We start from the raw sequence: 23,755 nt of genomic DNA on the forward strand, positions 1-23,755 counted from the left end.
CCAGTGCGACGGCTGCGGCCCGCCTCCGGCCCGACCGGCCCTTTCGCAGCGCGACCGGCCTGATATACCGCTTCGGACCAAGCGGAAGGGAAGGTCCATGTCCAACGTCACACCGATGATGGCACAATATCTGGAGATCAAGGCGCAGTACCCCGACGCGCTGCTGTTCTACCGGATGGGTGACTTCTACGAGATGTTCTTTGACGACGCGGTGGCGGCGTCCGAGGCGCTGGACATCGCCTTGACGAAACGCGGCAAGCACGACGGCGACGACATCCCGATGTGCGGTGTCCCGGTGCACGCGGCGGAGGGCTATCTGCTGACGCTGATCCGCAAGGGATTCCGCGTCGCGGTGGGCGAACAGCTCGAAAGCCCCGAAGAGGCGAAGAAGCGCGGCTACAAGGCGGTGGTAAAGCGCGACGTGGTGCGGCTGGTGACGCCGGGCACGCTGACGGAGGACACGCTGCTGGAGGCGCGGCGGCACAATTTCCTGTGCGCTTTGGGCAATGTCAGAGACGAATGGGCGCTGGCGTGGACCGATATCTCCACCGGCGCGTTTCACGTGATGCCGCTGGGACAGGCACGGATCGGCGCGGAACTGGCGCGGCTTGCCCCGTCTGAGGTGCTGGTTTCCGACAAGGTGGACGAAACCCTGCGCGAGGTGCTGGGCGATCTGGGGATCGAGGCGACGGTGCTGGGCGCGGCGTCCTTCGAGTCGGGCGCGGCAGAGCAACGCCTGTGCAGCACCTTTGCGGTGCAGACCCTGGCGGGGTTCGGGTCGTTTTCCCGGGCGGAACTGTCCGCCATGGGCGCGCTGGTCGATTATCTCGACATCACGCAAAAGGGCCGGCTGCCGCTGCTGCAGACCCCGAAGCAGGAGGCCGGCGCACGGCTGATGCAGATCGACGCCGCGACGCGCCGGAACCTCGAACTGACCTCGGCCATGTCAGGCGGGAGGGCCGGATCGCTGCTGGCGGTGATCGACCGGACGGTGACATCGGGCGGGGCGCGGTTGCTGGAACGGCGGGTCTCCTCGCCTTCACGCGACCTTGCGGTGATCGGCGAGCGGTTGGAAGCGGTGCGTTGGGGCGTGGAAGGGTCGTTCTCCGACGGGCTGCGCGAGCTGCTGCGGCGCGTGCCGGACGTGGAGCGTGCGCTGTCCCGGCTGGGTCTGGATCGGGGCGGGCCGCGCGACCTGACCGCCGTGCGCAGCGCACTTACCCAGGCAGAGACGATACGCGACCGGCTGGACGGTGTGGAACTGCCAACGCTTTTGGGGCGGAGTAGAGACGCATTGGCCGGCCATGATGCTCTGCTGGAACTGCTGGATGCCGCGCTGGTGGCGGAGCCGCCGCTGCGGGTCTCCGATGGCGGGTTCATCGCGCCGGGTTACGACGACGGTCTGGACCAGGCGCGGACCCTGCGGGACGAGGGCAGGGGCGTGATCGCCCGGATGCAGGGGGAATACGCCGAGGAAACCGGGATCGGGTCGCTGAAGATCAAGCACAACAACGTGCTGGGCTATTTCATCGAGGTGACGGCCACCCACGCGGACAAGATGCACGCCCGCAGCGACCGGTTCATCCATCGCCAGACAACCGCCAACCAAGTGCGCTTTACCACCACCGAACTGTCAGAGCTGGAAACGCGGATCCTGAACGCCGGGGCGGAGGCGTCGGAGATCGAAAAGCGGCTCTATGACGCCTTGAGGCGCGAGATTCTGGATCGGGCAGGGGTGTTGTCCGAGCTGGCGTTTTCGCTGGCCGAGTTCGACCTTGCGCTGGGGCTTGCGGAACTGGCGCGGCAACGGGACTGGTGCCTGCCGAAGGTCGACGACAGTCGCGCCTTCGATATCGAAGCGGGACGGCATCCGGTCGTGGAGGCGGCGCTGCAGAAGGCCGGCGAGCCGTTCATCGCCAACGACTGCGCGCTGAGCGCCGAGGGGGATGCCGCTTCGGTCCGGCTGCTGACCGGTCCGAACATGGCCGGTAAGTCGACCTATCTCAGGCAGAACGCGCTGATCGCGCTGCTGGCGCAGATCGGGTCCTATGTTCCGGCGAGGTCTGCTCACATCGGGGTGGTCAGCCAGATCTTCAGCCGGGTCGGAGCCTCTGACGATCTTGCGCGCGGGCGGTCGACCTTCATGGTCGAGATGGTGGAAACCGCCGCGATCCTGAACCAGGCGGACGACCGGGCGCTGGTGATCCTCGACGAGATCGGGCGCGGCACGGCCACCTATGACGGGCTGAGCATCGCCTGGGCGACGCTGGAGCATCTGCATGAGGTCAACCGCGTGCGCGGGCTGTTCGCCACCCACTACCACGAATTGACCGTTCTGGCCGGAAAGCTGCCGGGCGTGAAAAACGCCACCGTGGCGGTGAAGGAGTGGGAGGGCGATGTCATCTTCCTGCACGAGGTGCATGACGGTGCAGCCGACCGGTCCTACGGTGTGCAGGTGGCGCAACTGGCCGGACTGCCCAAGGCGGTCATCACAAGGGCCCGCGACGTTCTGGAAGCGCTGGAGAAGGGGGAGCGGGAACGCGCCTCGCCCAAGGCGCTGATCGACGATCTGCCGCTGTTCTCTGCCGCGGCGAAGGCATCGGCACCCGCTGTTTCACGGGAAACACCTTCGGCGGTCGAGGAAAAACTTGCGGCGATCATCCCGGATGAGATGTCGCCGCGAGAAGCCCTGCAAGTGCTCTACGACCTCAAGGCGCTCGTAAAGGGGTGAAGGTGGGTCACTGATCCACCTTCCCTTTGGTTACTCGTTCAGCTTGCCGGGGTGGAGCTGACGCCGACCTGCGCGGGGCGCAGCAGCCGGTCGTGCAGCATGAAGCCCTCGGCAGAGACCTGGATGATCTCGCCCGACGTGGTGCCCGGCACCGGGGCCTCGAACATCGCTTCGTGCAGTTTGGGATCGAACCGCTCACCGATTTCCGGCGACACGCGGGTCATGCCGTGGCGGTCGAAGACGTTCATCAGCTCTTTCAGCGTCAGTTCGACGCCTTCCACAAGTGCCGTCGACGCGTTGGAGCCGTCTTCCTTCGCCGCAAGAAGGGCGCGGTTCAGGTTGTCGTAGACCGGCAGCAGGTCGCGCGCGATGCGGGAACCGCCGTAGGCCTGTGCTTCCTGCCGGTCCTTGGCGGCACGCTTGCGCGCGTTCTCCGCATCGGCCAACGCCCGCATGAAGCGGTCCTTGTAGTCGTCGCGTTCGGCGCGGAGGGCGTCCACTTCCGCGGCCTCGTCGTCAATCTCTTCCTCGGCACCGGCATAGGTTTCGGCTTCGGCGCTTTCGACATCGTCGAGGAATTGCTCTTCTTTCGGATCTGCCATTCTTCACCTCTGGCTCCGGTCGGTGATCAGCTTGCCGACCAGTTGCGCTGTATAATCCACGATCGGGACGATGCGTCCGTAGTTCAGACGGGTGGGTCCGATGACCCCCACTGCACCGATGATCTTTCGGTCTGCGTTCATATATGGAGAGACCACCAGAGAGGAACCCGAAAGTGAGAAAAGTTTGTTCTCCGAGCCGATAAAAATGCGCACCCCTTCGCCGTCTTCGGTCAATTCGAGGAACTCTGCGATGTCTCTTTTGCGTTCGAGGTCGTCGAACAGGCTGCGGATTCGGTCCAGCTCTTCCTCGGCCGACTCATCCAGAAGATTCGCGCGGCCCCGCACGATCAGCCGTTCGGAGCTTCGGCCCTCGCCATCCCAGACGGCGATGCCCGCGTCGATGAGGTCGGCGGCAAGCGTGTCGATTTCCTGACGGCGGGCCTTTACCTCGGCCTGCATGACCTTGCGGAGATCGGAGAGGGTGCGTCCCTCTGCCAGGGCGTTGATGAAGTTCGCCGCCTCGCGCATCGCCGAAGGGGTCAGGCCCGGCGGCGGCGTGAAGACGCGGTTCTCCACGTGGCCGTCGGCGAAGACGATGACCACCAGCGCGCGGTCTTGCGCGAGCGAGACGAAGTCGATGTGCTTCAGCGGCGCTTCGTGTTTCGGGGTCAGCACGAGGGAGGCGCCGCGCGTCACGCCGGAGAGGGCGGAACCGATCTCGTCCAGAAGGCCGCCGACATCGCCGCTGCGTCCGACAGTGGCATCGAGCTTTTCGCGGTCGCTGTTGTCGAGGTCGCGGACTTCAAGCAGGCCGTCGACGAACATCCGCAGACCGAGTTGCGTGGGCACGCGGCCTGCCGAGACATGCGGGCTGTCGAGGAGGCCGAGGAACTCGAGGTCCTGCATCACGTTGCGGATGGTCGCCGCCGAGATGCGCTCCGACAGCATCCGCGTCAGGCTGCGGGAGCCCACCGGTTCGCCGCTTTCCAGGTAGCCTTCGACCACCCGGCGAAAGACTTCGCGGGATCTGTCGTTCAGCTCGGAGAGAATTTCGTTTGCCTCAGCCATTCTTATCCCTTCGCCCGTCATTAAAGTGCATGCCGGACGCGCGTCAATCGGGGTTGCGCTTACGGGTGCGCCCTGTCTATCCCGTGACAAACACGAAAGGACAGATCATGCGACCGTCGGGACGAGACTTAAGCGAGATGCGCCCGGTTTCAATCGAAACCGGGGTAACGAAGCACGCAGAGGGATCTTGCCTCATCAAGATGGGGGACACGCATGTCCTGTGCACCGCATCTTTGGAAGAGCGGGTGCCGCCTTTCGTGAAGGGCAGCGGGCAGGGCTGGGTGACGGCGGAATACGGCATGCTGCCGCGGTCGACCTCTTCCCGGATGCGACGCGAGGCGGCGATGGGCAAGCAGGGCGGGCGCACGGTGGAAATCCAGCGCCTGATCGGTCGCGCCCTTCGCGCGGGTGTCGACCGCAACGCCCTGGGCGAACGTCAGATCACCGTGGACTGCGACGTGATCCAGGCGGACGGCGGCACGCGCTGCGCCTCAATCACCGGCGGCTGGGTGGCTTTGCGGCTGGCTGTGAACAAGCTGATGAAGGCGGGCGACATCGTCACCGATCCGCTGATCTCCGAGGTCGCGGCGGTGAGCTGCGGGATCTACGCGGGGCAGGCGGTTCTTGACCTCGATTACCCTGAGGACAGTGAGGCCGGCGTGGACGGCAACTTCATCCTGCGCGGCGACAACGCGCTGATCGAAGTGCAGATGAGCGCGGAAGGGTCCGTCTTTTCCCGCACCCAGATGACGCAGCTGATGGACCTGGCCGAAAAGGGCGTGGCCGAGCTGGTCGCGGCACAGCGGGCGGCGGTGAAATGACACGCAAGTTCGAGGGCGACAGGATCCTTGTCGCCACCCACAACAAGGGCAAGCTGGAAGAGATCGCCGATCTGCTGAAGCCTTTTGGGGTCGAGGTTGTTGGCGCCGCGGGCATGGGTCTGCCGGAGCCGGTCGAAGACGGCACGACCTTTGTCGAGAATGCGCGGATCAAGGCGCATGCGGCCGCCAAGGCCACCGGCCTGCCCGCACTGTCCGACGATTCCGGGATCGAGATCGACGCGCTCGACAAGGCGCCGGGGGTCTACACCGCGGATTGGGCAGAAACAGAGTCTGGTCGTGACTTCGTGATGGCCATGACGAAATCGCACGACCTGCTGGTGCAGTCCGGTGCGCCGGAGCCCTGGACCGCGCGGTTCTGCTGCACGCTGGTGCTGGCCTGGCCGGACGGTCAGGACGAAGTGTTCCCCGGCAAGATGGAAGGCCGCGTGGTCTGGCCGATGCGCGGGGAGCAGGGACATGGGTACGATCCGATCTTCCAGCCCGAAGGGTACGACGTGACCTTCGGAGAGATGGATCGCTGGGAAAAGAACAAGATCAGCCACCGCGCCGATGCGTTCCGCAAGTTCGTTGACGGCTGCTTTGCCTGAGAACTGGCAGCAGGGGGGCTTTGGGCTTTACGTGCATTGGCCGTTTTGCGAGGCCAAATGCCCTTACTGCGACTTCAACAGCCATGTCGTTCGGGAAATCGACCAAGCCCGCTGGGCTGCGGCGCTGGCCTCGGAAGTACGGCGCGTGGCGGCGGAGACACCGGGCCGCGTTCTGGGGTCGATCTTTTTCGGGGGCGGCACGCCGTCGTTGATGGCGCCGGAGACCGTCGCGGCTGTGCTCGACGCGGCGCGGGAGGGCTGGACCTTCGGCAACAACATCGAGATCACGCTGGAAGCCAATCCGCGGTCCGTCGAGGCGGCCCGGTTCGAAGGCTATGCGCGGGCGGGGGTCAACCGCGTGTCGCTGGGTGTCCAGTCTCTGCGGGAGCCGGACCTGCGACGACTGGGCCGGCTTCACGATGTTGGCGAAGCGCGGGCCGCGTTCGGGATCGCACGTGAAGTTTTTGACCGTGTCAGCTTCGACCTGATTTATGCGCGGCAAGGCCAGACGCTGGCCGACTGGGAAGAGGAACTGGGTGAGGCGCTCGACATGGCGGTCGACCACCTATCGCTCTACCAATTGACCATCGAGCCTGGCACGGCCTTCTGGGACCGGTCTCAGGCTGGCAAGCTGCGCGGTTTGCCGAGTGATGATCTTGGCGCCGACATGTACGATCTGACGCAGGAAATGTGTGCGCGGGCCGGGATGCCGGCCTACGAAGTTTCGAACCACGCGCGCTCCGATGCGGAGTCGCGGCACAACCTTGTTTACTGGCGGTATGGTGACTGGGTTGGCGTCGGTCCCGGCGCCCATGGACGTTTCGACCTTGGGCCGCAGAGGATCGAAAGCGTGGCCTGGCGGATGCCGGGGCGCTGGATGTCCGCCGTGGAAGAGGCGCAAACCGGCGACGAAAGCCGTATGGCCGTTGGCGGGGACGATCAGGCGATCGAATACCTCATGATGGGGCTTCGTCTGTCAGAGGGACTTGATTTGGCAAGGTTACACCAGATGTCGCTGAATGTCGCCCATTCGGCGCAAGTCGCGTCTCTGCAGGAGATGGAGCTTATGGAATTGTCCGCCGGAAGGTTGATCGCAACCCCCCGGGGACGCCTGGTTCTGAACTCCGTGATCGAGGCGCTTCTGCCTTAACGGTACGTGCTCAGCAGACCGCAGAGCGCGTCGAGATGTTCCAGCGTATCGTAGGAAATCGACAGTCTGCCCTTCTCTTGCCCCGGCTTGTGGTCGATCTGAACCTTCATGCCGAGAGCCGCGGAGAGGTCCGCTTCGAGCGCCTTCGTGTCGGCGTCTTTGTCCATCTGGAACGCGCCGTCGGTCGGGGGCTTGCGGGGCTTGTCCGGGTTGGGACCAGATTTGACGAGCTTTTCCGTATCACGGACCGATAGACCTTTATCCACGATGGTCTTTGCGAGCACTTCGGGGTTCGGCGCCGTGATCAGCGCGCGGGCATGGCCGGCGCTGAGGCTCCCTTCGGAGACCATTTCCTGGACGCTTTCCGGCAGGTTCAGAAGCCGCATCAGGTTCGCGATGTGCGAGCGGCTTTTGCCGAGAGCCTCGGCCAGCTTTTCCTGAGTGTGACCGAACTTGAACATCAGCTGGCGATAACCTGCGGCCTCTTCCATCGGGTTCAGGTCCGCCCGTTGAATGTTCTCGATGATCGCAATTTCGAGGACTTCGGTGTCGTTGAAATCGCGTACAAGGACGGGCACTTCGTGGAGTTGCGCCATCTGTGCGGCGCGCCACCGGCGTTCGCCTGCGACGATTTCATACATGTTCGCGTCGTTGGGATCCTGCCGGACGATAAGTGGCTGGATGACACCTTTGGTGCGGATGGAGTTCGCGAGGTCGTCCAGGTGTTCCTGCGTGAAGGTCCGGCGCGGCTGGTCCGGGTTCGGGCGCAACTGCTCGATCGGGAGCAGGCGGTCCGGGCGTCGGGGGCCTTCCTGCGGGGCGCTTTCCGTGGCCGGTGTCACGTCTGCCATCAGCGCCGAAAGGCCACGACCAAGGCCGCGACGGTTGTCTTTTTTCTCTGCCATGTGAGCCTCCTCTGTCACGCCGATCCTTAGGCTGCGTGTTTTTCGTTTTTCTTGATGAGTTCTGCTGCGAGCGCGCGATAGGCTTGGGCGCCCTTCGAGGCAGTGTCGTAGGCCAGAACGGGCAGGGCGTATGACGGCGCTTCGCTGACGCGGACATTCCGGGGAATGACTGTGCTGAAGACCAGATCGCCGAGATTGGAGCGCGCATCCGCTTCGACCAGTTGGGACAGGTTGTTCCGTGAGTCGTACATCGTCAGGACGATGCCCTCGATCCGGAGGTTGGGATTTGCTGACTGGCGGACTTCGCGAATGGTCAACATGAGTTGCGACAGACCTTCAAGTGCGAAGAATTCACTTTGCAGCGGCACAAGCACGGAATGCGAGGCCACCATCGCGTTCACCGTCAGAAGGTTGAGCGAGGGTGGGCAATCGATCAGGACAACGTCAAAGTCCAGCTTTGCCATGGCGGGCTGGCGCAGGGCATCGTGCAGGAGGTAGCTGCGCTTTTCATTCGAGATCAACTCGATATCCGCTGAACTGAGATCTACGGTCGCCGGGATCAGGTGAAGATTTTCCGTCGACGTGGTGAGGATCACGGAATCGAGGTCGGCCTCGTCCAGCAGGAGTTCGTAGGTCGTATATTCACGATCTTCCGGCTCGATCCCCAGACCGGTCGATGCGTTGCCCTGAGGGTCCAGATCGACAACCAGAACTTTCTGGCCCAGTTCGCACAGCGCTGCGCCCAGATTGATCGTCGTGGTCGTCTTGCCGACGCCGCCCTTCTGGTTTGCAACGGCAATGATTCGAGGCCCGTTTGGCCGCAGTGGATCAGTCATGTGCGAGATCTCGTATTTCCAGAACGACGGCATCTGCGTCTGTCTTGCTTGTATGCGCAGTATAACCGAATTGCCATTGCGCGCGTGCATCTTCGAGCTCTTTTCCCCAAGTTTTCCCTTTGGGAAACAGGGCTATGCCTGTTGGCTTCAGATGGTGGCTGGCGAACTGGCAAAGGGCCGGAAGAGGGGCCAAGGCGCGCGCGGTCAGGATATCTGCCGCCAGGGCGGGAAGATCCATAATGCGCTTGCAGACGACATTTGCATCAACCTGGGTTTCGCGCAGAACGGTGCGCAGGAAGCTCGCCTTCCGTTGGTCCGACTCGATGAGCGTGACCTTCAGTTCCGGGTGCGATTCCTCGGCCAGAATAGCAATCACGAGGCCGGGGAACCCTCCGCCAGAACCGAGATCGGCCAGTTTTCGGCTTTTCCCAGGGATCAGATCCATGAGCTGGGCAGAATCCTGAAAATGGCGACTTGCAGCATCGTTCAAGGTGTTTTGTGAAACCAGGTTTATGACCGGGTTCCACTTTTTAAGAAGCGAAAGATAGAGCTCGAGCTTCTCCGATGTTTCACGTGAAACATTCAAAGCTGGTCCAAGGTTCAGATCCATCACGCGACGGTCTTGCGCTCTACTTGCCGCAGCTTGGCGAGGATGAGCATCAAGGCAGCAGGCGTCATTCCTTCAATTCGCGATGCCTGAGCGATGGATTCGGGGCGCACATCGTCCAGTTTCTTCCGAAGCTCGTTGGACAGGCTCGGAAGCGCATTGAAATCAAAATCGGGCGGGATGCGAACAGCCTCGTCGCGCCTCAGCGTATCAACGTCCCTGGCTTGGCGATCCAGGTAGTTCGCATAAAGCGCTTCTTTCTCGATCTGAGCACCGGTGGCTTCGTCGATGCCAAGGAACGCCGGTTCCAGCTTCGAAAGTTGGGTGAGCGTGACGTCTTTGAAAGACAGAAGCTGGAAGCCTGAACGACGCGTTCCATCCTGATTGACCGCTATTCCCAACGTCTTCACCTGCGAGGGCGTGAAGGACGTCTCTTCCAAAAGACGTTTGCTGGCATTCAAAGCTTCCATTTTCTGAGTGAATGCCCTGGCGCGTTCTTCAGAAACGATCCCCAGATCAATGGCCTTCGGCGTCAGACGTTGGTCCGCGTTGTCGGCCCGGAGCGAAAGGCGGAACTCGGCCCGGCTGGTAAACATGCGGTAAGGCTCCGTTACGGAGCGGGTCGTCAGATCGTCAATCATCACGCCAATGTAGCTGTCGGTACGTGAGAACTGTATCCGCTCGCGCCCCAACGCATGGGCAGCAGCATTCAATCCCGCGACAAGGCCCTGAGCGGCGGCTTCTTCGTAGCCGGTCGTGCCATTGATTTGCCCGGCCAGATACAGACCTTCGAGTTGCTTGACCCGCAGGGTGGAATCGAGCGAGGTCGGATCGACAAAATCATATTCGATGGCGTAGCCCGGTTGCAGGATCTCGACATTCTCCAGCCCTGCAATGCTGCGAACGTAATCCTCCTGAACCTCCGCGGGAAGCGACGTGGAGATTCCGTTGGGGTAGATGGTGTCGGTGTCTAGGCCTTCCGGCTCCAGAAAGACCTGATGCGACTCCTTCTCCGCAAACCGGACCACCTTGTCTTCGATGGAAGGGCAATACCTGGGCCCGATCCCCTCGATATGACCGCCGTACATGGCGGACCGTCCGAGGTTTTCCCGAATGATCTCGTGGGTCCTGGCGTTTGTGTAGGTGATCCCACAGGAAATCTGCCGTGCTTCTGGTGCCTTGGAGAGGAAAGAGAAGAGGACCGGATCCTCATCGCCGGGCTGCTGTTCGAGCCCGCCCCATGCAATCGTCTTTCCGTTCAGCCTGGGCGGTGTGCCGGTTTTCAAACGACCGAGCGGAAGACCCAGCTCGTCGATGCGCTCCGCCAGACGGACCGCGGGGTCGTCACCGACCCTCCCGCCGGGGTAGGAGCGATCACCGATATGAATGATGCCGCGCAGAAAAGTGCCACTGGTCAGGACGACGGACCGGGCCGAGATACTCTGTCCGTCACGCAGGACCACACCGCAAATGCGCCCACCCTCAATGGAAAAGTCGACCACCTCAGCTTCGACGATCTCCAAGTTCTCGACCGAGGTAAGCGTCTCCCGCATCTTTTCCGCATACCGTTTACGGTCAGCCTGCGCGCGCGGGCCTTGAACGGCGGGTCCTTTACGGCGGTTCAGAAGACGAAACTGGATTCCTGCGTAATCGGCAACGCGACCCATGACACCATCCAGCGCGTCGATCTCCCGTACGAGATGACCCTTGCCGAGACCACCGATCGCCGGATTACAGGACATCACGCCAAGGTCGGTTTTCTTGAGCGTCACAAGCGCTGTTTTTGCGCCCATCCGCGCAGAAGCAGCCGCAGCATCAGCGCCCGCGTGCCCGGCGCCAACGACAACAACATCGAACGTCGATTGTTTCACGTGAAACACTCCTCACTTCCCGATGCAAAACGAAGAGAATATCTCGTCCAGCAAGTGCTCAACTTCAACCTTCCCAACGAGAATTTCCAGTTGGCGAATTCCCAGCCGAATATCCTCACTCAGAATATCAACTTCACTCATTCCGTCTTCCAGACCGGACACGGCCTGCTCAAGATAGGTTCGGCTCCGGATCAGGCTATCCCGATGCCGCTCACGAGAGGTCAGACCAATCCCGGCCGTCCGCTCAGAAAGGACCTCCTCAATCCGGGACAAGAGCTGCGGCACACCGAACCCTGTCCTACCCGAAAGCCCGTCCTCGTACACACCTGAATCATCCTTCGCCCAGCGAACGATGTCACCGGATCTTACCTCGATTTCCGGCTGGCCGCCATGCTCCACCAGGTGCACACGCAGGTCGGCGGCTTCTGCCCGCCGACGCGCAAGATCGATACCCAGACGTTCCACTGGATCCTGCGTTTCCCGCAAACCTGCGGTGTCGAGGAATGTCACCGGAAGACCGCCAACCTCCATGCGCACCTCGATCACATCCCGTGTCGTGCCGGCAATTTCCGAAGTGATTGCCGCATCTCGGCCCGCAAGATTGTTCAGCAGGGTGGACTTGCCCGCATTCGGAGGACCGACAATCGCCACCTCGAACCCAAGACGAACACGCTCCGCCGCATCGAGTCCACGAAGCTCGCTCTGAATGTCGGATAACACATCCTTCAATAGACCGACGACCTCATCCGTCACATCGACGGGCACGTCCTCATCCACGAAGTCAATCGTCACTTCCAGCAAGGATGCCGCGCGCACCAGCTTCTGACGCCATTCTGACACCCGACCCGACAGCGCCCCGGACAAGACGGCAAGCGCCTGCTTCCGTTGCGCTTCCGTTTCCGCCTCGATCAGATCGGCAAGAGCTTCGACCTGGGTAAAGTCCATGCAGCCATTTTCCAACGCCCGGCGCGTAAATTCCCCCGGTTGCGCCGGTCGGCAGCCATCCACCAGCGCGAGCTCAGCAAGAACCGCCCGCACGACCGCAATGCTTCCATGCAGATGAAACTCGGCGGACTCCTCGCCGGTGAAGCTGGCCCCGGCCGCAAAGGCCACAACCATCGCTTCGTCGAGCTGCACGCCAGACCGGTCTCGCAAGGTGCGCAGGACCATGCGTCGCGGTTCGGGAACCGATCCCGCAAGCGCCTTCACGGCCTCCCAGGAACGATCTCCGGACACGCGGACCACTGCGACGCCGGACCGACCCGGCGCTGACGCCAAGGCGAAGATCGTATCCATGGCTGCGTCAGCTGTTCATCGAATCGAAGAATTCGGAGTTGGTCTTGGTCTGCTTGAGCTTCGACAGAAGGAATTCGATCGCGTCGGTCGTACCCATCGGGTTCAGGATACGGCGCAGCACAAATGTCTTCTGCAGGTCGATCTTGTCGACCAGCAGATCCTCTTTCCGGGTACCGGACTTGAGGATGTCGATGGCCGGGAAGACCCGCTTGTCCGCCACCTTGCGGTCCAGCACGATCTCGGAGTTGCCGGTGCCCTTGAATTCTTCGAAGATGACTTCGTCCATACGCGAACCCGTGTCGATCAGCGCCGTCGCGATGATGGTCAGCGAACCGCCTTCCTCGATGTTCCGGGCTGCACCGAAGAAACGCTTCGGACGTTGCAGGGCGTTTGCATCGACACCGCCGGTGAGAACCTTGCCGGACGACGGCACAACGGTGTTGAACGCTCTACCAAGTCTTGTGATGGAGTCCAGAAGGATAACAACATCTCGTTTATGTTCGACAAGACGCTTGGCCTTTTCGATCACCATTTCACTGACGGCCACGTGCCGTGTCGCGGGTTCGTCGAAGGTCGAGGAGATCACTTCGCCTTTCACCGAACGCTGCATGTCGGTGACTTCCTCCGGACGCTCGTCGATCAACAGGACGATCAGGTAGCACTCCGGGTGGTTCTTCTCGATCGACGCCGCGATGTTCTGCAGCAGCACCGTCTTACCCGTGCGCGGCGGCGCGACGATCAGCGACCGCTGGCCCTTGCCGATGGGCGACACCAGGTCGATGATCCGGGCGGAACGGTCCTTGATGGTCGGATCCTCGATCTCCATCTTCAGGCGCTCATCGGGATACAGCGGCGTCAGGTTGTCAAAGGCGATCTTGTGCCGTGCCCGTTCCGGATCTTCGAAGTTGATCGCAGCCACGGAAACCAGGGCAAAGTAGCGCTCCTCGTTGTCAGGCGCGCGGATCTCGCCTTCGATGCTGTCGCCTGTCCGCAGCGAATACTTCCGGATCATGTCGGGCGACACGTAGATGTCATCCGGACCCGGCAGGTAGTTCGCTTCCGGAGAGCGGAGGAAACCGAAACCGTCCTGAAGCACCTCCAGAACGCCGTCCCCGTAGATGAGCCAGCCTTCGTCGGCCCGCTCCCGGAGGATTTGGAACATCATCTCGCCCTTGCGCATGGTCGAGGCGTTCTCGATCTCCAGCTCTTCCGCCATGGCCAGAAGGTCCTTGGGGCTTTGCGCTTTCAGATCGGCAAGGTTCAGTTTTTCTTCGCTCATACGCCACATCGCGACAACAACACGTGTCGCGCTTTCTTCGTTTCTAGGGAGAACATGATCCAGAACAGGAACGACAGAGAGGTAGTCCTTCCGACCATCCGAAGTCAATGCCTGACTTCCGGGCGGTGTCCCCGGTCATTCCAAGATAGATAAAGTAAAGATTTAGAAAGGTTTTTGAAGTGATATGGGAGCGGGATTTCTGTGGATTAAGGAACGGTAAACACACTTACCAACACGCCGCAGACCTATGGAGAACTTCGGGGATCGTCTCTGGACGACCTGACAATGAACTTAGAAATATTTATTTATTTCAATAATTTATGCATATGAAATCGCGCAGGAGCGGGGTTGGAAAACCACGGGATGAACCGCATCCGACCGCGATTGTCACGCGCCATGAGATATCCTCGTCAACATGGGCAAGCCCGGCGAAGGACGAGGGCGGAACTCGCGATCTTTCCCGTGCTTGCATGTAGAACCGAATTTTCGCACAAACGTCATCGATCCAGCCCACACACTCATACCAAGATTTATCCCCATGAAAGAGGACCTGATCCTCGCTTCCGGCTCCGAAATCCGCGCCAGCCTGCTCCGGTCCGCCGGCCTGAACGTCGCGTCAGAGCCGGCCCGGATCGACGAAGACATGATTCGGGAATCGCTGCTTGCCGAAGGCGCGACGCCGCGTGATATCGCCGATACACTGGCGGAAGCTAAGGCGCAGAAGGTGTCCGGGCGGCATCCGTCAGGCCTGGTTCTGGGTTGTGATCAGGTGCTGGCGTTCAAGGGCGCCATCCTGTCGAAACCTGTCAGCCGCGAAGAGGCGCGCGGTCAGCTTGTCTCTCTGCGCGGCGAGACACATCAGCTTCTTTCCGCAGCCGTCATCTATGAAGAGGGTAAGCCGGTCTGGCGGCACGTCGGCACCGCGCGGCTGACGATGCGCACCTTTTCGGACGCCTACCTCGACGCCTACCTCGACAGGAACTGGCCTGACGTCGGCTCCTCCGTCGGTGGCTACAAGCTCGAGAAGGAGGGCGTACGTCTCTTCGCCCGCGTAGAAGGCAGCCATTTCACGATCCTCGGGCTCCCCATGCTCGAACTGCTCAACTTCCTGTCCGTCAGAGGAACCATCCCTTCATGACCCTGCCTCGAATTCCCCTCGCCGCCGTCATCGGCAAGCCCATCGCGCATTCGAGGTCGCCGCGTCTGTTCGCGCACTGGCTCAGGAAACATGGGATTCCGGGACATTATATTCCCATCGAGGTGCCCGCCGACAAACTTGCCGAGACCATCCGACTCTTGCCGGAACTCGGTTTCATGGGCGTCAACGTCACGATTCCTTACAAGGAGAAGATTCTGGAGATTGCCGATCTCGCGTCTGACCGGGCGACGCTGATCGGTGCGGCGAACACCCTGATCTTCCGAAAGGACGGCAGGATCCACGCCGACAACACCGACGGTTACGGGTTCACCGAGAACCTCAGGCAGTCGGCGCCGAACTGGGAACCCTCCGCCGGGCCGGCGGTGGTGTTCGGGGCAGGGGGTGCTGCCCGTGCCGTCATCGCATCCCTGATCGACGTGGGTGTGCCCGAAATCCGGCTGACCAACCGGACACGTGTGCGGGCGGAACAGCTGCGGTCCGATTTCGGCAACCGAGTTCAGGTGCACGATTGGGTGCAGGCCGGCAACATCATCGACGATTGCCGCACCGTGGTGAACACGACGTCCCTCGGCATGACCGGCAAGCCGGAGTTCCGCGTTCCGCTGGATGCGCTCACTCCGGACATGGTGGTTTCCGATCTCGTCTACACGCCGCTCCAGACCCGGCTCCTGCGCGAGGCCGAGCGTGCCGGCAGCACGGTGGTCGACGGTCTCGGTATGTTGCTGCACCAGGCGGTGCCCGGCTTCGAACGGTGGTTCGGCACGCGACCGGAGGTCGACGAAGCGACACGCGCCGCCGTCCTGCGATGAGATTCAAGCTGGGGCTGACCGGATCAATCGGCATGGGCAAGTCGTCGACGGCAGCGATCTTTGCTGCCGAAGGATGCGCCGTCTGGGATGCCGACGCCGCGGTGCACAGGCTCTATTCCGCTGGTGGCGCCGCGGTCGATCCGATCCGAGAGCGCTTTCCAGAAGCCATCCGGGACGGTGCTGTGTCCCGCGACGTGCTGAAGACTCTCATCGGCCGCGATCCCGAGGCCCTGCCGGATCTCGAACGCATCGTGCATCCGCTGGTCAGGGCAGATCGGGAGGCGTTCGTCAGGGACAACGCCGACAGGATCGGGGTGTTCGACATTCCGCTGTTGTTCGAGACGGGCGGCGACGCCGAGATGGACGCGACCGCCTGCGTCTTTGTTTCACGTGAAATACAGCGTGAGCGTGTCCTTGCGCGGGGCACCATGACCGATGCGGACCTTGAGCGCATCCTGGCCCGGCAGATGCCGTCCGAGGAAAAATGCGCCCGGTCGACATGGACGATAGAGACGGATACGCCTGAACACGCGCGCGCACAGGTGCTTCACATCCTGCGCGAGATCGAAGAAAGGCTGAGACATGCGTGAAATCGTACTCGATACGGAAACCACGGGGTTCGAGCCGGAGCAGGGCGACCGCATCGTCGAGATTGGTGCCGTGGAACTGTTCAACCACGTTCCGACCGGCAACACCTATCACCAGTACATCAACCCGGAACGGTCCATGCCGCAGGAGGCCTTTGCCGTCCACGGCCTGGGCGACGATTTCCTGCGCGACAAGCCGGTCTTTGCCAAAATCGTCGACGAGTTCCGCGCCTTCATCGGTGACTCGAAACTGGTGATCCACAACGCCGCCTTCGATGTCAAATTCCTGAACGCCGAACTTCGCTGGGCCAACCGTCCGACGCTGGCCAAGGACTGCGCCATCGACACTCTGGACATCGCACGCCGGAAATTCCCCGGCTCACCTGCTTCGCTCGACGCGCTCTGCCGCCGGTTCGGGATCGACAACTCGTCGCGGACCCTGCACGGCGCGCTTCTCGACTCTGAAATCCTGGCTGAGGTCTACCTCGAGCTTATCGGGGGCAAGCAGCCGGATTTCGGGCTGACCGCTGCGTCCTCCACGCCGAGTGTCGGTGAAACAGTGACGAACTGGCGGCCGAAGCCGCGGTCCACGCCGTTGCCATCGCGCCTGACGGACACGGAAAAGGCGGCTCACGCCGCCTTTGTCGAAAAGCTCGGGGAAAACGCGATCTGGAACCGGTCCTGATCGCGTCCCGCTGACTTACTGCGTCGGAACGCTGGAGGCTTCCTGCTGCGCGGCGGCGCGGCGCTGAAGCTCCGCACGGTAGAGCGCGAGGAAGTCGATCGTTTCCAGGTTCAGCGGCGGGAAGCCACCGTCGCGGGACACGTCCGACACGATGCGGCGCACGAACGGGAAAAGCATCCGCGGGCATTCGATCAGCAGGAACGGGTGAAGCTGGTCCTCGGGGACGTTCTCGATGTGGAACACACCCACGTAGTCGAGTTCGAGGATAAAGAGGATTTCGGAAGACTCCTTGGCCTTCGACTCCACCTTCAACTTCATGACGACTTCGAACTGGTGCTCCGGCGTCCGCTTCTTGGCGTCGAGGTTGACCTGAACCTGAACGTCGGGCTGCACTTCGCCGGACACGCCTTTCTGGGACAGGATGTTCTCGAACGAAAGGTCACGGATAAACTGCGCAAGCACGTTCATCTTGGGCGGCTGAGGCGCCTGGGCTGCCCCGTTGGAATCTGCCATGAATTGTACTCCGGTTGAATTTCTTGAAAGCTGGATTAACAGGCGCCGATGGGTTTCTCAATGCCTCGTCCAGCCGGAACCGGGGTGGTTCGGCGACTTGCCCTGCGGAACTTCGGTAAAATCACCGTCGATCACATCACCGCGTGCAGGGGTCGGGTCGCGGTGCGGGGGGCGCTGCGGTTCGGGCCCCATCTGGAAACGCGTCACCTTGATCCGCTGGCGCGCCCAACGCATCACGGCGGACCGGACGCCCGGGACGAGCAGGGCAAAGCCCACGGCATCGGTGAAGAACCCCGGAGTCAGTAGGAGCGCGCCCGACAGAAGGATCATCGCGCCATGCGCCAGCGGCTCACTGGGGTCCTGAAGTTCGGAAAAGCTGCGCCGGAGGTCGGCAAGCGCCCGCGCGCCCTGCGACCGCACGAGGTACGTGCCGATGATCGCTGTCAGCACGACGATGGCAAGCGTCGGCAACAGGCCGATCAGCCCGCCCACCTGGATGAAAAGGGCGATCTCGATCAGCGGGACCATCAGAAAGACCAGAAACAGCCACATGCGCATTCCTCCTTGACCAATGTCCGAACCATATCCGGCCAACGGTTCACTTCACCGCCGCCCGTGTGGACTTGTTCAGACACGTCACCTACATAGGAACCCGAAGCCAAAGTTTCCATCCGTACCCATCATGAGGCCCCGATGCAGAATCCGCTCCTCCAGCTTCTTGTCCTGGCCGGGATCGCCGTCTTCCTCGTGCTGCGTCTGCGCAGCGTGCTGGGGACGCGCGACGGGTTCGAGCGGCCAACGCATTCCGGCAAGAGCAAGGAAACCACGTCGCGCCGCGACTTCGAGGTGATCGAAGGCGGCCCTGACCACGACATCACCGACCACGTCGCAGAGGGCAGCGATGCCGCCAACGCGCTGGCCGCGATGAAACGGGTGGAGCCGAGCTTCTCCGTGTCGGAGTTCCTTGGCGGTGCGCGCGGTGCCTACGAGATGATCCTCATGGGCTTCGAACGGGGCGATATCGAGGGGCTGAAACCGTTCCTCGCCGATGACGTTTTCGAGACCTTCTCCGACGTGGTGGAGGCCCGCGAGGCCGAAGGCCTGACCATCGAGGCGAATTTTGTCGGCGTTCGCGAAATGACGCTGGCCGGCGCATCTTTCGACCCCGACACGCGCGAGGCGGAAATCACCGTGCGCTACGTCGGCGAACTGACCTCTGTCGTGAAGAACGCCGAGGGCGAGGTCGTCGAAGGATCCCCGACCGCGGTGAAGCGTCAGAAGGACATCTGGACCTACGCGCGCGTCATGGGCGCAGACGATCCCAACTGGCAACTGGTCGCCACGGACGAATGATCCGACTTGTCTTCGCGCTTTCGCTGGTTCTCTTTCCCATGAGCGCCTCGGCGGAAGGCGAGGACGAGACCTCGTACACTGTGCTGGATTTCGACGACCTCGAAGGCTGGGCAGAGGACGACCACCTTGCGGCGCTTGAGGTGTTCCGCAACACCTGCGGCGACATGAACGATCCGGATTGGCGGGCGCTGTGCAAACTCGCTCTGGCCACGAACGATGCGCGCGGCTTCTTCGAACTGCTGTTCCGGCCGGTCGTCATCAGCGACGGGGCCGAACCGCTGTTCACCGGCTATTTCGAGCCTGAACTCGACGGTGCGCCGTTCCGATCAGGTCGCTACCAATATCCGATCTATGCGATGCCGCCCGAAGCGCGCCTCAACCGCCCGTGGCTGAGCCGCCGCGATATCCTGACCTCCGGGGTCATGGAGGGGCGGGGGCTGGAAATCGCCTGGGTCGACGACCCGGTGGAGCTGTTCTTTCTGCAGATCCAGGGTTCCGGGCGGGTGCGTTTCCCGGACGGTCGTCACATTCGCGTGGGTTACGGTGGATCGAACGGGCACGATTACCGGTCCATCGGCAAGGAACTGGTCCGGCGCGGTCTGTTCAACATGCACCAGGTGTCCGCGCAGGTCATCAAGGCATGGGTCCGCAGCAATCCGATGCTGGGCGAAGAGCTGCTGTTCCACAACAACAGCTATGTCTTCTTCCGCGAAGTGAGCGAGGTGCCCGCAGAAAAGGGGCCGCTCGGCGCGATGAACCGGTCGATCACGACGATGCGGTCGATTGCCGTCGATCCGAAGTATACGCCGCTCGGCGCGCCCGTGTGGATCGAGAAGAAGGGCGAAACCCCGCTGAACCGTCTGATGATCGCGCAGGACACCGGGTCCGCGATCAAGGGGGCGCAGCGGGCCGATATCTTCTACGGGACCGGCGACGAGGCCGGGCGCATTGCAGGCGGCGTGAAGGACCCCGGGCGGATGGTCGTCCTGATGCCGATCCAGCGCGCCTACGCCTTCGCACCGGACTGGGTGCAATGAGCCGGCGCCGCGTGCGTCCCGATGAACTGGAGCTCTGGTCGCAGATCGCTCGCAGTGCCAAGCCGTTGCCGGGCAGCCTGAAATCACGGAAACTCTCACCTTCCGAACCGACGGTCCCAAACAGCCGTCCTTCGAAGCCTGTGACAGAGAACGTGTCACCCTTTTCCATGGGGGCAAAGGCGCCGGACCACACGGAGACGCATTATTTTCCGAAGACAGCGGCGGACCACCTGCACGCGGCGCCGGTCAACATGGATCACAAGGCCTACCAGCGTCTCAAGCGCGGGAAGCTGACGCCGGATGCCCGCATCGACCTGCACGGGATGACGCTGGACCGTGCACATCCGGCCCTGACACGCTTCATCATGGGCGCACACGCAAAGGGCCACAGGCTCGTTCTGGTGATCACCGGAAAAGGTGCCGCACCCGATCCCTACGATCCCGCGCCACGGCAGCGGGGGGTGCTGCGTCAGCAGGTGCCGATGTGGCTGCAGATGGCACCTCTGGCCGCGGCGGTGCTTCAGATCACGCCTGCACACCAGAGGCACGGCGGCGCAGGCGCTTACTACGTCTACCTGCGGCGGGCGCGGTAAGGATCAGAGAAACTTCGCCGCGCGCCGCACGCCGATGGCCATGCAGATCGTCGTGAAGATGAAGTAGCCCGCAACACCCAGATACTGAACCTCGATCCCCACGCCTGCGTCGATCAGACCGCCGGTTAGACCGGGCCCGAGCGCGGAGCCCAGCACCATCACCGCCGCCGCCATCGCCTTGATCGCGCCAAGGCTTCGCGTGCCGTAGAACTCTGCCCAGAACGCGTTCGGCAGGGTGGTGTTCGCGCCCGCGGTCATGGCTACGAAGATCAGGCCGATCAGGGCGGAAAACAGGCTCTGTCCCACCGCGAAAAGCGTGAAACCGACGACCATGGGAAGCTGGTACCACGGGATCAGCCGTGGCGTCCCGAAGCGGTCCAGCAGCCAGCCGGACACCAGCATCGCGGTGATCGACCCGGCCGTGTACAGCGGGAAGATAGCGACGAGTTCCAGGTGGCTCCATCCCTTCACGGTTGCGAAGTGGACCTGCTGGAAGAAAAACGCGGTGTTGAAGGCGGACGGACCAAGAAGCGCCGGGATCATGAACCAGAACAACCAGTGGCGCAGCATCTCGGGCCGGCGCCAGTGCCGCCCTTCCATACCGACAGAGTGGTCTGTTTCCGCGTGGCTTTGCGGCGTACGTTCCTGACGCAGAAGCATGACCAGCAGAGGGATCGCCATAACCGCCACCGTCGCAGCGCCGACCCAGAGCAGCCGCCAGTCCATCCGGGTCATCAGCCACACGAAGGTCAGGGGGAGCAGGCCCTCACCAATTGCGAAGCCGAGAGTAGCAACGGACAGCGCCTTGCCCCGTGTCGCCACGAACCAGCGCGACATGGAGACGACGGCAAGGTGGCTGGCCATGCCCTGACCTGTAAAGCGGAGTGCAAAGATCACCACGGGCAGCAGCGCCGCCCAGGTGTTGAACGCCATGAACAGGCAGGACGCGGCCAGCATCGACAGGACTGCCGCCCCCAGGACCCGTGTCCGGAAGAAGTCGGTCAGCGATCCCGCCCAGATCATCACCGCCGCCGAGACCGACGTGCCGATGGTGTAGATCAGGCCCCATTGTCCGTGGCTCAGCCCGAACGCGTTGCGGATTTCCCCCGCGAAGATCGAGATGAAGAACGTCTGGCCAAAACTCGACAGGAAAGTCAGCAGGATACCTGCCGCCAGCCACTGGATGTTCTCGGAAAGAAAGCGAAGGAGACTCATGTTTCCGCTATCGGACGGAACCGGGGCGGGCACAAGTGGAACTGCGATGCCGGCTGTCAGGCGTTGCCTAATTCCACATCGCCTGCACGGGTCGGGGCGGCGGTAACGATCCTTCAAGGTTTTTACGGTTAACGTGGTCCGAAGTCCGCGGGGACACGGATCGGGATGACAACAGCCAAGGAAGACGACCTCCGCAGGGGAAAGATCATCGTGCTGGGCGCGAACGGCAAGCTCGGGCGCATGGTGTCCAAGCTCTGGCCCTCGCGCGGTGAGCTGATCACCGTTGCGCGGAAAGAGGGCTTGGCAGATGTCACGTGGAAGCCCGGCGATGATGTTCCGGCAGTTCTGGCCAGCGAAACCCGTGCTATCCTGGCCTTGTGGGGAGCGACCTCCGGCGTGCTGAGCGACAATGCCCGCCTCGCGGAGGCGGCGCTCGATCTGGCGGTCGCTGTCGGTGCGCTGCAGGTTATCCATATGTCCAGCGCTGCGGTGTACGGTGCGGCGGACAGGGCGTTTCATGAGGCAGACGCTCTTCAGCCGGTCGGCCCATACGGTGTTGCCAAGCGCGACATGGAAGATGCGAATGCCGCCTGGCACCGGCCGAATGGGGAAGCCGTCCGCTCTATCGTCCTGCGCCTCGGCAACGTCGCCGGGGCGGACAGCCTCGGGCAGAGCCTGCGCCGCGGGCCTTCGGTGACGGTCGACCGCTTTCCCGACGGCACCGGCCCGCAGCGCAGCTACATCGGCACGGTCGACCTTGTCCGCGTGCTCAAAGCCTTGACAGAAAACACAGCCATATCAGGCACTTATAATGTCGCTGCACGTCAGGCGACGGCCATGGCGGACATCGTGACTGCCGCGGGCATGGACGTAAGGTGGACGTCGGCGCCGCCGGGCGCCATCCAGTCCGTCGTGCTCGACACGTCGAAGCTGGGCAGGCTCTTGCCGGATCTGCGGATCGCTTCATCGCCTGCCGAGCTGGTTGTGCAGGCGCGGGCAGGGGGGTTCTTGCCATGTCCCGCCTGACGTTCCGTATCCTCGATGTGATCTATGCCGTTGGCCTCGGGCTGTTGCTGTCGCCGTTGATCCTGGCCGTGGCGCTGATCGTGCTGTGGAGGGAAGGCCCGCCGGTCTTTTATGGCTCCGAACGGATGCACGACCCGGGCAGATCTTTCACGCTCTGGAAATTTCGTACCATGCAGCCGGCAGAGCGGGACGGGGGTGTGACCGGCGGGCACAAGGCCGCGCGTATCACCTCCACCGGTGCATGGCTCAGACGGACGCGGCTGGATGAACTGCCACAGATTTGGAACATCCTCAGGGGCGATGTCGGTTTCGTCGGTCCGCGCCCGCCGCTTCGCAGATATGTCGAGATGTTTCCCGCCCTATACGACAAGGTGCTGGCAGCACGTCCGGGCGTTACCGGCCTCGCATCGCAGGCATTCCACGCGCATGAGGAAAGACTGCTGTCAGGCGCATCGACGCCGGAGCACACCGAAGACATCTACTGCCGCCGCTGCATCCCGCGGAAGGCACGGCTGGACCTCATCTATGCGAAAAACCGCACGCCCTGTTCGGACATGCGGCTGATGTTCGCGACGGTGTTCGGCCGGGTGACGATGCACGACCGGAAAGGACGTCAGTAGCGGAGAAGCTGCGTGTCCAGATACCCGAGGGTTTCGCCCATCCACTGGCGTCCGCTGACGATCGTCCCGTCTCCGGCCACGTAGTAGCTGTTCTCGAAGGACGCCTCGCCCGCTGCCTGGCACGACACACCGACCGAGGAGGTCGGCATCGTGGCCCGGCCCAGCGTCGTGTGACCTCCCGCGCCGGGACGGACAGAGCAATGGTAGATGATTTCCTTCGTCTTGTACTCCGGCGTCAGGAAGCGCTGCACGTAGCTGACGTTGCCGCCCGCGCGCGACTGGATCATGTAAAGCAGCTCGTCCTCTTCGGTGGACATGAGGTCGCCGCCAAGCCCGCGCGAGGCGGTGATCATGCCGTCGCGCATCACGACGGCCTGCCGCGCC

General features: G+C 62.6%; 25 protein-coding genes. 13 read left to right on the top strand and 12 right to left on the bottom strand.

The annotated features are described in order from the left end of the window. The first annotated feature begins 97 nt into the window (after positions 1 to 97). A complete protein-coding gene (gene mutS / locus ACU0DV_RS14010; protein WP_446241664.1) occupies positions 98 to 2,731 on the top strand; it encodes a DNA mismatch repair protein MutS in 2,634 nt (877 codons plus the stop codon). 38 nt (positions 2,732 to 2,769) lie between these two features. Here the strand turns inward: mutS and ACU0DV_RS14015 are convergent, their stop codons facing one another. Next, positions 2,770 to 3,333 carry a nucleotide exchange factor GrpE gene (locus ACU0DV_RS14015; protein WP_100928676.1) on the bottom strand — a complete coding sequence of 188 codons (564 nt, stop codon included), beginning with the start codon at positions 3,331 to 3,333 and terminating at the stop codon, positions 2,770 to 2,772. Positions 3,334 to 3,336: 3 nt separating this feature from the next. Continuing rightward, on the bottom strand, positions 3,337 to 4,401 hold the full coding sequence (gene hrcA / locus ACU0DV_RS14020) for a heat-inducible transcriptional repressor HrcA (RefSeq protein WP_100928677.1): 1,065 nt from the start codon (positions 4,399 to 4,401) through the stop codon (positions 3,337 to 3,339). Between the two features lie 107 nt (positions 4,402 to 4,508). Between hrcA and rph the strand changes: the two genes are divergently transcribed. The 3 genes from rph to hemW are packed head-to-tail and all read left to right on the top strand — an operon-like array spanning position 4,509 to position 6,980. Next, positions 4,509 to 5,222, top strand: coding sequence for a ribonuclease PH (gene rph / locus ACU0DV_RS14025; RefSeq protein WP_446241665.1), 714 nt, complete (start codon positions 4,509 to 4,511; stop codon positions 5,220 to 5,222). Further along, positions 5,219 to 5,830, top strand: a complete 612-nt coding sequence (rdgB, locus tag ACU0DV_RS14030; protein ID WP_100928679.1) for an RdgB/HAM1 family non-canonical purine NTP pyrophosphatase — start codon at positions 5,219 to 5,221, stop codon at positions 5,828 to 5,830. Before rph ends, rdgB begins: the two co-directional genes overlap by 4 nt. Then, positions 5,823 to 6,980: a radical SAM family heme chaperone HemW gene (gene hemW / locus ACU0DV_RS14035; protein WP_446241666.1), complete on the top strand. Its 1,158-nt coding sequence runs from the start codon at positions 5,823 to 5,825 to the stop codon at positions 6,978 to 6,980. Before rdgB ends, hemW begins: the two co-directional genes overlap by 8 nt. Here the strand turns inward: hemW and ACU0DV_RS14040 are convergent. The 6 genes from ACU0DV_RS14040 to rho are packed head-to-tail and all read right to left on the bottom strand — an operon-like array spanning position 6,977 to position 13,774. Beyond that, positions 6,977 to 7,885 carry a ParB/RepB/Spo0J family partition protein gene (locus ACU0DV_RS14040; RefSeq protein ID WP_446241667.1) on the bottom strand — a complete coding sequence of 303 codons (909 nt, stop codon included), beginning with the start codon at positions 7,883 to 7,885 and terminating at the stop codon, positions 6,977 to 6,979. The genes hemW and ACU0DV_RS14040 overlap by 4 nt on opposite strands. 26 nt (positions 7,886 to 7,911) lie before the next feature. Further along, entirely contained in the window at positions 7,912 to 8,721 is an 810-nt protein-coding gene (locus ACU0DV_RS14045; protein WP_446241668.1) for a ParA family protein, read from the bottom strand. Beyond that, positions 8,714 to 9,331 carry a 16S rRNA (guanine(527)-N(7))-methyltransferase RsmG gene (gene rsmG / locus ACU0DV_RS14050; protein WP_446241691.1) on the bottom strand — a complete coding sequence of 206 codons (618 nt, stop codon included), beginning with the start codon at positions 9,329 to 9,331 and terminating at the stop codon, positions 8,714 to 8,716. The genes ACU0DV_RS14045 and rsmG overlap by 8 nt, the downstream gene beginning before the upstream one ends. After that, positions 9,331 to 11,208, bottom strand: coding sequence for a tRNA uridine-5-carboxymethylaminomethyl(34) synthesis enzyme MnmG (gene mnmG / locus ACU0DV_RS14055; protein WP_446241669.1), 1,878 nt, complete (start codon positions 11,206 to 11,208; stop codon positions 9,331 to 9,333). The genes rsmG and mnmG overlap by 1 nt, the downstream gene beginning before the upstream one ends. A 3-nt stretch (positions 11,209 to 11,211) precedes the next feature. Beyond that, positions 11,212 to 12,495 carry a tRNA uridine-5-carboxymethylaminomethyl(34) synthesis GTPase MnmE gene (gene mnmE / locus ACU0DV_RS14060; RefSeq protein WP_446241670.1) on the bottom strand — a complete coding sequence of 428 codons (1,284 nt, stop codon included), beginning with the start codon at positions 12,493 to 12,495 and terminating at the stop codon, positions 11,212 to 11,214. Positions 12,496 to 12,502: 7 nt separating this feature from the next. After that, the gene (gene rho / locus ACU0DV_RS14065) at positions 12,503 to 13,774 is read right to left on the bottom strand and encodes a transcription termination factor Rho (protein ID WP_100928685.1); all 1,272 of its coding nucleotides are present in this window, start codon (positions 13,772 to 13,774) and stop codon (positions 12,503 to 12,505) included. A gap of 538 nt (positions 13,775 to 14,312) precedes the next feature. On the opposite strand from rho, the gene ACU0DV_RS14070 reads away from it, so the two are divergent. The 4 genes from ACU0DV_RS14070 to dnaQ are packed head-to-tail and all read left to right on the top strand — an operon-like array spanning position 14,313 to position 17,014. Then, entirely contained in the window at positions 14,313 to 14,912 is a 600-nt protein-coding gene (locus tag ACU0DV_RS14070; protein ID WP_446241671.1) for a Maf family protein, read from the top strand. Continuing rightward, entirely contained in the window at positions 14,909 to 15,742 is an 834-nt protein-coding gene (locus ACU0DV_RS14075) for a shikimate dehydrogenase (RefSeq protein ID WP_446241672.1), read from the top strand. The genes ACU0DV_RS14070 and ACU0DV_RS14075 overlap by 4 nt, the downstream gene beginning before the upstream one ends. Further along, a complete protein-coding gene (coaE, locus tag ACU0DV_RS14080) occupies positions 15,739 to 16,332 on the top strand; it encodes a dephospho-CoA kinase (protein WP_446241673.1) in 594 nt (197 codons plus the stop codon). The genes ACU0DV_RS14075 and coaE overlap by 4 nt, the downstream gene beginning before the upstream one ends. Then, positions 16,325 to 17,014 (top strand): DNA polymerase III subunit epsilon, encoded by a 690-nt coding sequence (gene dnaQ / locus ACU0DV_RS14085; RefSeq protein WP_446241674.1) that lies wholly within the window; start codon positions 16,325 to 16,327, stop codon positions 17,012 to 17,014. The genes coaE and dnaQ overlap by 8 nt, the downstream gene beginning before the upstream one ends. Positions 17,015 to 17,029: 15 nt before the next feature. On the opposite strand, the gene secB is transcribed toward dnaQ, so the two are convergent. Next, positions 17,030 to 17,527, bottom strand: a complete 498-nt coding sequence (secB, locus tag ACU0DV_RS14090; protein ID WP_100928690.1) for a protein-export chaperone SecB — start codon at positions 17,525 to 17,527, stop codon at positions 17,030 to 17,032. Between the two features lie 57 nt (positions 17,528 to 17,584). Next, on the bottom strand, positions 17,585 to 18,079 hold the full coding sequence (locus ACU0DV_RS14095; RefSeq protein ID WP_100928691.1) for an FxsA family protein: 495 nt from the start codon (positions 18,077 to 18,079) through the stop codon (positions 17,585 to 17,587). A 141-nt stretch (positions 18,080 to 18,220) separates the two neighbouring features. Here ACU0DV_RS14095 and ACU0DV_RS14100 point away from each other — a divergent pair, with 141 nt between their 5' ends. From ACU0DV_RS14100 to ACU0DV_RS14110, 3 genes are all read left to right on the top strand, one after another. Beyond that, positions 18,221 to 18,880: a Tim44/TimA family putative adaptor protein gene (locus ACU0DV_RS14100; RefSeq protein ID WP_446241675.1), complete on the top strand. Its 660-nt coding sequence runs from the start codon at positions 18,221 to 18,223 to the stop codon at positions 18,878 to 18,880. 38 nt (positions 18,881 to 18,918) lie between these two features. After that, complete coding sequence (gene mltA / locus ACU0DV_RS14105; protein ID WP_446241692.1) at positions 18,919 to 19,917, top strand: murein transglycosylase A; 999 nt, start codon at positions 18,919 to 18,921, stop codon at positions 19,915 to 19,917. Between the two features lie 152 nt (positions 19,918 to 20,069). After that, positions 20,070 to 20,510, top strand: coding sequence for a Smr/MutS family protein (locus tag ACU0DV_RS14110; RefSeq protein ID WP_446241676.1), 441 nt, complete (start codon positions 20,070 to 20,072; stop codon positions 20,508 to 20,510). 3 nt (positions 20,511 to 20,513) lie between these two features. Here the strand turns inward: ACU0DV_RS14110 and ACU0DV_RS14115 are convergent, their stop codons facing one another. Continuing rightward, the gene (locus ACU0DV_RS14115) at positions 20,514 to 21,725 is read right to left on the bottom strand and encodes an MFS transporter (RefSeq protein ID WP_446241677.1); all 1,212 of its coding nucleotides are present in this window, start codon (positions 21,723 to 21,725) and stop codon (positions 20,514 to 20,516) included. A 165-nt stretch (positions 21,726 to 21,890) separates the two neighbouring features. On the opposite strand from ACU0DV_RS14115, the gene ACU0DV_RS14120 reads away from it, so the two are divergent. Together ACU0DV_RS14120 and ACU0DV_RS14125 are read left to right on the top strand one after the other, a co-directional pair. After that, positions 21,891 to 22,751: an NAD-dependent epimerase/dehydratase family protein gene (locus ACU0DV_RS14120; RefSeq protein ID WP_446241678.1), complete on the top strand. Its 861-nt coding sequence runs from the start codon at positions 21,891 to 21,893 to the stop codon at positions 22,749 to 22,751. Next, positions 22,739 to 23,371: a sugar transferase gene (locus ACU0DV_RS14125; RefSeq protein ID WP_446241679.1), complete on the top strand. Its 633-nt coding sequence runs from the start codon at positions 22,739 to 22,741 to the stop codon at positions 23,369 to 23,371. Before ACU0DV_RS14120 ends, ACU0DV_RS14125 begins: the two co-directional genes overlap by 13 nt. On the opposite strand, the gene ACU0DV_RS14130 is transcribed toward ACU0DV_RS14125, so the two are convergent. Beyond that, positions 23,365 to 23,755 (bottom strand): YjbF family lipoprotein (locus ACU0DV_RS14130; protein WP_446241680.1); only part of this gene is annotated, 391 nt, incomplete at its 5' end. The genes ACU0DV_RS14125 and ACU0DV_RS14130 overlap by 7 nt on opposite strands.

This window comes from Sagittula sp. (genome assembly GCF_052825245.1).